This is a genomic window from Pseudoalteromonas luteoviolacea (genome assembly GCF_018100925.1).
GTDB lineage: Bacteria > Pseudomonadota > Gammaproteobacteria > Enterobacterales > Alteromonadaceae > Pseudoalteromonas > Pseudoalteromonas obscura.
On sequence record NZ_JAGJEH010000031.1, the window covers coordinates 1 to 7,519 of the forward strand.

A 7,519-nucleotide genomic window follows, 5' to 3' on the forward strand; every position below is an offset into this window, starting at 1 on the left:
GATATAAAAAAAGCTGTCCGAAGACAGCTTTCTAAGAAGTAAAGATCACAGAATGGATCATTCTTCTTTTTTCTTTGGTTTATAGTCCGGTGCACTGATTGAAATGGATTTTAAAATACCAGTTCCATTCAGATAGCCATCCTTAACCTCAAAGAATAAGTCATTGATCACTACATCCACAGGGATAGCAGTGAACGGATGATTAGCCTTTTTCTTCTCGTTCGCAGTAGCAGGCGTTATCGTCTGTGCTGCCATCAATCCAGAAAAAGCTTTAGACAAAGATTTATCAACGTAGCAAGAAGCATACTGATAAACCTTGCTTTCACCCTCTTTAACATTTTTCGGTAGTGCAATATCAACAAAGATATTGTCACCAGCTTGACGAATTTCGCCCAAAAATGCTTTAGATTCATGCTTACTCATTTCCTTTCTCCACCCCTGATTTAAGCCGAGGCGCGCCATAATTGAATGCAAGTACCAGGAAACCCCACCTTGCATTGAAAAACTATAAATCACTCTTCATCGACAAGAAAGCCTGAAACAACCAAAAAACTCATCAATAACTGTAACCCATTGATATACAAAGCATAAAAAAAGCCGCATTAAGCGGCTTCTGTGTTGGCTGGAAGAAGAACTAAGTCTTCTCGGCCAAGCATATCCATGTTGTAGTTAAAACGATCAACCAAGTTGAGCGCCTTTACAACAGATTGAACAGTCATTACTTGACTACTCAAACATGGAACATCCTTCCATCGACAAGGCACATTAACATTTCGTATCAGTGTCATAGCCAATGAATCGACGTATTGCTGAAGTACCTCATTATCTTCATTCTGCTTTCGTTCTTTGACAGCCCGACCAAGCTTTGCAGCTAGGTCGTAAGTCTGCTTCCCATTGCCAAGATGACGATTGGGAATTTCATTAAACGCATATAAGCAGTCTTCCAACAACTGAGCGTCTACAAGCATTTTTTCCATTTTCCGACTCCAACCCCTGGATTAGACCGAGGTGCGTCTTGTGCTAAATGCACTCAGGTACCAGGCAAAAGCCCACCCTGTATTACTCAAAGCGATCCAGCGGTGCAGCTGGTACAAAAAAGCGTTGCTGCGTTTTTTTATGAACGATGATATTTCCGGCCCGAAGGCTGTTTTCATCATCCTCATTATGAAACGCCAGCGATGAATAATTGTCTCCGGTTAAGTGCATCAGCTGAGTGCTGAGCGGTACCTTTGACAACTCTTCCAGGTGAATCACCTGAGTTGGATCATGGGATAACTGATAACAGTAATACTCCAAAATCCGAACCTTCCGCTTTTTCACAAGCTCATTGTTCTCCATCCGAAAACTGTCCAGTGATATGTATTCCCGGTCTACTGGGTACCACTGACGGCCTTCATCATCAGAACAATATTGAGTGCTGATTCCTAACACCCAATCCCCCTGTATACGAAGCCCAGTTAGCTCACGAGAATTCATTTCTGACAAGTTTCTGATCCGTGTAAACGGAACACCTTTGTCATAAGCGAAGTCGTGCGCCTCTTGTGCAGACGTAAATGTGTAACGCATATTTCCAACCCCTTTAGGTAGAGGTGCACCCTGGTCATCAATGACCAGTAGTACACTGATCATTGAATTCCCATTACCGGGAACCAGAAGAACGGAAAACCGTTCAGTTACGCGACATTAGCAATTGATCTTTCAGACTCAATACCACCCCGCATGAGGTAGGAATGAGCCTTACTTGCCGCTGCTGCCGCTTTAAAAATAAAGGTTTTGTCGTTTTTCAGAACTCGAAGCCAGCTATCAAGATAGCTTGCATGTTGTTCATGCTGTCCCTGGACTCCAAGTTCAGCACAAGCAAAAGCAGCTCCAAGCTCTGCGATCAACTCCTCAAAAGCGTATGCTTCTTTAAAGCCTTTGAACGCTTCAGCCTGCTGGTCGAAGCGATCAAAACGTGCTTTATGGCCTGTGCTGTGAATCAGCTCATGTGCCAATGTTGCCGCATAACCTCCCCCATCGTGGAAGGTTGTAGGCAACTTGATGATGTCGAGAGCCGGTGAGTAGTAAGCTTTGTCACCACCATGCCGAATTTCAACACCAGTGTTGGCACAATAAACCTCAGCAACACGGTTTATTGCAGCAACGCTTTCAGTCTCGTCATATTCAGGCTGTTCAGGATCTACGGGAAGATTTTCTAATCCCTCGACCTGTTCAACGTTAAACAAAGAGAAAGCCTTGCGACACAAAATGATTTTTTTACCATTATCATCAGTGCCACGCTCAGAGTTTTCATCTTCCACCTCAATTGGCTTGACGAAAATACACTGTACGGCCTTTTCACCCTTCCTGACTTTGCCACCCAACTGTTGTGCCTGCTTGAAAGTCAACCAGGAATTTGTTGAATAACCACACTCCATTGCGCGAATCCAAAGGATCAGGATATTGATGCCACTGTAAAACTGCTTTGTTAGCCAGTTGTACGGTATTGGCTGTTCCCCAGTTTTTGTCCAGGGACACTGCCAAGGCAACACATCGCCTGCTTCAATTTTTGCAATGATGCTGTCAGTTACGGCTTGCTGAATATCAGTACGAGTCGCTTTTTTCATCGTTCAACCCCTTTAGGTAGAGGTGCACCGACTGGCCTTGTGGCCAGTCATGCACTGGTCACAATTCCCGTTTCCGGGAGCCAATCACAGGTACCAGGCCAAAGCCTACCCTGTTCTTTGTATGTTATCCGATCACTGACGCATTCGCCAGAAAGTAAAAAGCCACCCGAAGGTGGCTCTGCACAATAACCTACTTTGAGGTCTGTGCTGGTATTGGTAAGCGTTCGCCTGAAACACCGATTTCGACGGTATAGGCTTCAGTCTCACCGATGTAACAGTCCTCGCCACGATTTAACAAACGACACAGCCTTTGTTCGGCCTCTGCCAGAGTTAAATCCTTAACCAGGATCGCATCATCTTCAGTGACGATACAGTATGGCTTTTCATTTGCCATAGATCTTGCTCCACCCCTGAAAAAGACCGAGGTGCATCTTGCGCTGAAGTGCGCGAATAGGTACCGAGCAAAGCCCACCCTATCTAAACACGGAATGAAACCTTCATCGCGTCTGCAAACTCAGATATTGTGAAAAACTCTTTGCCGACAAAATCCTGATATTCTTCAGGAGTGTCGCAAGTTTCACTATCTGTAAAAATGAACAGCACCTTAAACGGTTGACTGACATCATGCCTACTGACTGCGGTATGAATTTTCCAATCCTCTGTCACCAAGTAATCGCCAAGTAAATGGCAATAGTAACTATCACCATAACGAGTGAACTGTAGTCTTTCTCCATCACCTTCTTGGAAAATGAAAAAGTTAGACCCCATTGCTCTTGGTGGTAACACCTCAAGAAAATGCCAATAGAGCGATTTTGTCACTCGAACCTGGCAACGTGTTTTTTGAAGTGCGGCAGATAGTTCATTTGGTGTATTAATCATCGTTCAACCCCTTTAGGTAGAGGTGCACCGACTGGCCTTGTGGCCAGTCATGCACTGGTCACAATTCCCGTTTCCGGGAGCCAATCACAGGTACCAGGCAAAAGCCCACCCTGCTCCTTCATTCTAAATGATCAATTTCGCTAGCGAAAGATGGGGGATAGAAAGTGGATAGTACGATCCAATTAACTAGCAAAAGAAAAGCCACCCGAGGGTGGCTTGATGTCAGGCCGACACTTCAAATAGGGACATTTGCCCTTTATCAATGACAACCATCGGTTGAGGTACCGCCGTAGGCGCATCCTCAACAATCTCAGCATTGTGAGCATCATCATTCGACCAGTGACGGCGAAGTTTTGAATCCCATAAGCCGAGGTAGTGCGCGGGAGTTCGCATTACCTTGGTGAACTTCATTGATAATGAGTTTCCAACTACAACTTCAGCCGGTATCCCCAGTAGTGCAAGTTGAAGATAAGCCATCCTTGCAGCTACCGGATCAATATCAATACAGCTCACCCACAACTGTTGCTGTGGGTTAAATCCCCGCTCATACATTACTTGTGCAAAAGCGATCACATACGCTGCCGCACCGACACACGGTTCATGAAGCGTTATGAAAGGTCTTTCTTTAAGTAGCTTTTCACCATTGTCAAAAGTCAACTTTGCGCCGAGCAAAGCAACCTCAAACGGGGTGTAATAGCTCCCTAAATGTTTAGACCCTAACTCCAACTCCATGTATACACTGCCTAAGAAGTCACAAGGGGCAACTTCCAACCCCATAACAACTTCAGCAAGCAAATGTGACATACGGACAGCATCATCCTTCTCATACCGCTCAACAATCTTCAGGTATTCCTGCTCCAGCTCATCAGACTTCAAAAAAGCATTTTGAATCGATATTGCAGCTAGTTCACAGAAATCAGCAAACACCGTATAGCGATTGTGATAACGTGCCGTCTCGCTAAATAGGCGCGTGAACGCCCGTATATGGGGATTAGCCATAATACTCATCCTACCCCTGAGAAAGACCGAGGTGCGTCTGTGCGCGTTTCTGCGCCCTGTTAATGTACCAAAAAAAAGCCACCCGAAGGTGGCTTTGTCTTAGAAATCGTAGTCATTACCCTCTACATCAGAGAGAGTAATGCTATGACCTCCATGTTCTGAAATACACACAGCGTGTTGCTGTGCTCTTTCAAGGGATGAAAATTCGTCCTCATTGTACGAACCATCCATCCCCACCCAAGTAACCTGGTATTCATTATCGCTCTGCCGAGAAGCTTCACGATACGCCGAATACCAACCCTTACCCCACTGCTCATGCTCCGCTGGATTCGAAGCTTGGCAGTATGGATTAAGGCTACAGTAGTAGTTACCTGCTTTTAGTGAATCAACACCTTCCTGAAATGGCGATCTCATAGTTTCACCTCCTGACGCTTAGCGTCATAAGAGAAACTACCTTTTCGGTAAACGCAGGACACTCCCTTGAATTCAAGAGAAGTGACTTGCGTGTTTACCTGCCTTTCCAGTGCCGGTTTGACTTGATACCACTGCTCTACCTCAATCACAGCATCAGCTGATTCTATTGAATCGCTCACTGGGTTTCGGTACTCAAAGCTACAAACATAGCGGTGATTGATCGCCGCTTTTTCTATTGCTTCAAGACACAGTTTGGTTTTCCCTTCAGCAACATAATGTTGTTGAACAAGCTCACCAAATTGAGCAAAACAAAGCTTTTGATTTCGTTGGACTAAGTGTGAAAAAGATGCAACCGCATACTTAAACACTTGCTCATCCACTTCACTCAAACTTGCCTTGTTGTAACTAACGGCCACAAGGCCGGTACTGGATTTAGTAATAGATCCCATTTCATTCTCCTACCCCTGTAAAAGACCGAGGTGCGTCTTGTGCTTGAATGCACTCAGGTACCAGGCAAAAGCCCACCCTGATAACTTCATTGTAAGCAATGAAACATCACTGTCAAAAGGCTTTTTTGGTAATGAGCTGAACCGGATTAGCTCAATCAAAAATGATAAAGACTGACGTAACCCGGTATGGCTTATTTGGAATCTGGATCTGGGTAGGTAGTGTATTCAATTGAAAGTGTGATCGACTTAAAACCAATGCGTTTACCCCAGTCGATTGCACGTTGAACGTCCTTAAATTTTCGTGGTGTATTGCGTTGGGTATACACCTGGCGAGTCACCTGTCCCTTATGGTACTTCGCGTATATTAAAAAATACCCCTTATCATCCGGCACATACTGCAAAATCATATCTACGGCATATCCTGAAAACCGTATCAATTCATCAAGCGCATTTTTGTCGAGTGGTTTTTCGTTTGTTTCTACATTCACTTTTGGGCTTGCCATTATTTTCACCACATTAAAAAAAAGCCGCTCATTGAACGGCTTTTTCAAGTGTGTCTGAAACAATGCTCAGACTCACTTTTCCTGACTAGCATCCCCGGTTGGAGCCAGCTTAAAGCCAAGAACAGCGAAATCGAACACACGTCGATTCTCTATCCAAAACTTTGAGTCAGTATGAGAGCGTAGTAATGCGCTCTCAGGAAACACATCAGCAAATTTAGACCGAATAGCAAAAGCCCACTTAACCTGGCTTTCACTACCCGACAACTGCGGAAGTGCCTTCGGCAACTTTTCATCACCAATTAGTGATTTCTTGTTGTCGATCCAGAACTTTGCTTCAAGTTCGTTAGTTAATAAGTCTGATCCCGGATTGCTTTCAGCAAACCGATCACGGATCTTATATGCCCAACCTAACTGCTTCCTGGAACCGCGAAGTTTTGGAAGCTCTACATTGCTCTGGTTATTCTGATTCACATTACCCATCTTGCTCTCCTACCCCTGACCCTGGCCGAGGTGCGCCTATATCGTTTGAAGCCTCCATTCAATTTGTGCACCGCTATAGAGCATCACAAAACGAACCGGCAACCAAACAGTATAAAAATAACACATACAATCATGGCGCTCAATCAAAACACCATGTAATGAAGCTGCAAAATTAGTAATAAAATTAGATCGAAACAGCCTTTTCAACTGTTTTTGGAACGAATGACCGATCTACGGACGGCTACTGTTTCGTTTTTTAAATCAAGGTGTTTTTGCTCTTGATCTGTATAAACCCGAACATTGCGGGCACTGGGAAGGGATTCAAGGAAGGATTGCAGATCTTTGGTCGGCTTAGAGATACCATCTTTTGAATTCATGTCTCTCACCTTAAAACACCGCCAGGGTGAAGTTACACTAACAAGTAGTGTAACTTCTTACCCCTGACGTTTAGTTGCCGTTTGCTACATTGAGCTTGGACAACACACCTAGTTGGCGGTTCTGATCAAGAAAGTCAATGATCTTATCGTAATCTTCCAGACTATCAATCTGAAAAGCTACAAGCTCATTGGTTCTTTTGTCCCTGATAGCCATATCAATGGTTCCATCAGCCTCAAAAGATTCCTCAATGTGATACCAACCGATTTTTACTTCAGCCATAAGGCCTCCTTTCAACCCCTGAGATAGATCGAGGTGCATCTTGCGCTAAATTGCGCTATAGGTACCGAGCAAAAGCCCACCCTATTTGTTCAAGCCACCGTTCTTACGAACATGCTTTGAACCCTTTTTACCAGCATTGCGCTTCGATTTTGGCTTTCCAGAAAGGAAAGTTTCAATGTCGCGCTTTAGACCTAATTCAAAGTCTGCCAGCTCAGGATCAACCGCACATGATGACTCGTCTTTAGCTTCGATTTCTTCTGTCGTTTTAGGCTTCAAATTTGATTTGATGATTACAAACAAACAAAAAGCAAAGAAACAGATTACAAAAGTTGCTAGTAGCATCGCATTACTCCATTGAGTGATGCGAGCCGGACGATTATGGCATGAGCCACAACGTGGCTCGCCATAATTTCATGTACAGTTCCGTATATCATAGGTTGATCAAACAATAATCGCAACAACAGCATTCATGGTCACACAGAAGTAACCTGGCCACCGCTACTATGTGACCAATGCCACTGGTCACTCCGGG

General features: G+C 44.4%; 14 protein-coding genes. All 14 read right to left on the reverse strand.

Going from position 1 to position 7,519, the window contains the following annotated elements; genetic code table 11:
* Positions 1 to 57: 57 nt before the first annotated feature.
* Positions 58 to 423 carry a hypothetical protein gene (locus J8M00_RS27765; protein ID WP_211013608.1) on the reverse strand — a complete coding sequence of 122 codons (366 nt, stop codon included), beginning with the start codon at positions 421 to 423 and terminating at the stop codon, positions 58 to 60.
* A gap of 179 nt (positions 424 to 602) precedes the next feature.
* The gene (locus J8M00_RS27770) at positions 603 to 977 is read right to left on the reverse strand and encodes a hypothetical protein (RefSeq protein WP_211013609.1); all 375 of its coding nucleotides are present in this window, start codon (positions 975 to 977) and stop codon (positions 603 to 605) included.
* Positions 978 to 1,059: 82 nt separating this feature from the next.
* The gene (locus J8M00_RS27775; RefSeq protein WP_211013610.1) at positions 1,060 to 1,629 is read right to left on the reverse strand and encodes a hypothetical protein; all 570 of its coding nucleotides are present in this window, start codon (positions 1,627 to 1,629) and stop codon (positions 1,060 to 1,062) included.
* A gap of 44 nt (positions 1,630 to 1,673) precedes the next feature.
* The gene (locus J8M00_RS27780) at positions 1,674 to 2,606 is read right to left on the reverse strand and encodes an ArdC family protein (RefSeq protein WP_211013611.1); all 933 of its coding nucleotides are present in this window, start codon (positions 2,604 to 2,606) and stop codon (positions 1,674 to 1,676) included.
* Between the two features lie 190 nt (positions 2,607 to 2,796).
* Positions 2,797 to 3,000 carry a hypothetical protein gene (locus tag J8M00_RS27785; protein ID WP_211013612.1) on the reverse strand — a complete coding sequence of 68 codons (204 nt, stop codon included), beginning with the start codon at positions 2,998 to 3,000 and terminating at the stop codon, positions 2,797 to 2,799.
* Positions 3,001 to 3,083: 83 nt separating this feature from the next.
* Positions 3,084 to 3,485 carry a hypothetical protein gene (locus tag J8M00_RS27790; protein ID WP_211013613.1) on the reverse strand — a complete coding sequence of 134 codons (402 nt, stop codon included), beginning with the start codon at positions 3,483 to 3,485 and terminating at the stop codon, positions 3,084 to 3,086.
* A gap of 222 nt (positions 3,486 to 3,707) precedes the next feature.
* On the reverse strand, positions 3,708 to 4,484 hold the full coding sequence (locus J8M00_RS27795; RefSeq protein ID WP_211013614.1) for an SAM-dependent DNA methyltransferase: 777 nt from the start codon (positions 4,482 to 4,484) through the stop codon (positions 3,708 to 3,710).
* A gap of 99 nt (positions 4,485 to 4,583) precedes the next feature.
* Positions 4,584 to 4,898: a hypothetical protein gene (locus J8M00_RS27800; protein WP_211013615.1), complete on the reverse strand. Its 315-nt coding sequence runs from the start codon at positions 4,896 to 4,898 to the stop codon at positions 4,584 to 4,586.
* Entirely contained in the window at positions 4,895 to 5,347 is a 453-nt protein-coding gene (locus tag J8M00_RS27805) for a hypothetical protein (RefSeq protein WP_211013616.1), read from the reverse strand. Before J8M00_RS27805 ends, J8M00_RS27800 begins: the two co-directional genes overlap by 4 nt.
* A 191-nt stretch (positions 5,348 to 5,538) precedes the next feature.
* Positions 5,539 to 5,850 (reverse strand): hypothetical protein, encoded by a 312-nt coding sequence (locus J8M00_RS27810; protein WP_211013617.1) that lies wholly within the window; start codon positions 5,848 to 5,850, stop codon positions 5,539 to 5,541.
* Between the two features lie 72 nt (positions 5,851 to 5,922).
* Complete coding sequence (locus J8M00_RS27815) at positions 5,923 to 6,330, reverse strand: hypothetical protein (protein WP_211013618.1); 408 nt, start codon at positions 6,328 to 6,330, stop codon at positions 5,923 to 5,925.
* 203 nt (positions 6,331 to 6,533) lie between these two features.
* The gene (locus J8M00_RS27820; RefSeq protein ID WP_211013619.1) at positions 6,534 to 6,707 is read right to left on the reverse strand and encodes a hypothetical protein; all 174 of its coding nucleotides are present in this window, start codon (positions 6,705 to 6,707) and stop codon (positions 6,534 to 6,536) included.
* A gap of 70 nt (positions 6,708 to 6,777) precedes the next feature.
* Entirely contained in the window at positions 6,778 to 6,987 is a 210-nt protein-coding gene (locus J8M00_RS27825) for a hypothetical protein (protein ID WP_211013620.1), read from the reverse strand.
* Positions 6,988 to 7,068: 81 nt separating this feature from the next.
* Positions 7,069 to 7,329 (reverse strand): hypothetical protein, encoded by a 261-nt coding sequence (locus J8M00_RS27830; RefSeq protein ID WP_211013621.1) that lies wholly within the window; start codon positions 7,327 to 7,329, stop codon positions 7,069 to 7,071.
* Positions 7,330 to 7,519: the final 190 nt, after the last annotated feature.

Bases quoted from the DNA above. Each gene is read 5' to 3' on its own strand.
- J8M00_RS27765 (WP_211013608.1), bottom strand. From the start codon at position 423: ATGAGTAAGCATGAATCTAAAGCATTTTTGGGCGAAATTCGTCAAGCT.
- J8M00_RS27770 (WP_211013609.1), bottom strand. From the start codon at position 977: ATGGAAAAAATGCTTGTAGACGCTCAGTTGTTGGAAGACTGCTTATAT.
- J8M00_RS27775 (WP_211013610.1), bottom strand. From the start codon at position 1,629: ATGATCAGTGTACTACTGGTCATTGATGACCAGGGTGCACCTCTACCT.
- J8M00_RS27780 (WP_211013611.1), bottom strand. From the start codon at position 2,606: ATGAAAAAAGCGACTCGTACTGATATTCAGCAAGCCGTAACTGACAGC.
- J8M00_RS27785 (WP_211013612.1), bottom strand. From the start codon at position 3,000: ATGGCAAATGAAAAGCCATACTGTATCGTCACTGAAGATGATGCGATC.
- J8M00_RS27790 (WP_211013613.1), bottom strand. From the start codon at position 3,485: ATGATTAATACACCAAATGAACTATCTGCCGCACTTCAAAAAACACGT.
- J8M00_RS27795 (WP_211013614.1), bottom strand. From the start codon at position 4,484: ATGGCTAATCCCCATATACGGGCGTTCACGCGCCTATTTAGCGAGACG.
- J8M00_RS27800 (WP_211013615.1), bottom strand. From the start codon at position 4,898: ATGAGATCGCCATTTCAGGAAGGTGTTGATTCACTAAAAGCAGGTAAC.
- J8M00_RS27805 (WP_211013616.1), bottom strand. From the start codon at position 5,347: ATGGGATCTATTACTAAATCCAGTACCGGCCTTGTGGCCGTTAGTTAC.
- J8M00_RS27810 (WP_211013617.1), bottom strand. From the start codon at position 5,850: ATGGCAAGCCCAAAAGTGAATGTAGAAACAAACGAAAAACCACTCGAC.
- J8M00_RS27815 (WP_211013618.1), bottom strand. From the start codon at position 6,330: ATGGGTAATGTGAATCAGAATAACCAGAGCAATGTAGAGCTTCCAAAA.
- J8M00_RS27820 (WP_211013619.1), bottom strand. From the start codon at position 6,707: ATGAATTCAAAAGATGGTATCTCTAAGCCGACCAAAGATCTGCAATCC.
- J8M00_RS27825 (WP_211013620.1), bottom strand. From the start codon at position 6,987: ATGGCTGAAGTAAAAATCGGTTGGTATCACATTGAGGAATCTTTTGAG.
- J8M00_RS27830 (WP_211013621.1), bottom strand. From the start codon at position 7,329: ATGCTACTAGCAACTTTTGTAATCTGTTTCTTTGCTTTTTGTTTGTTT.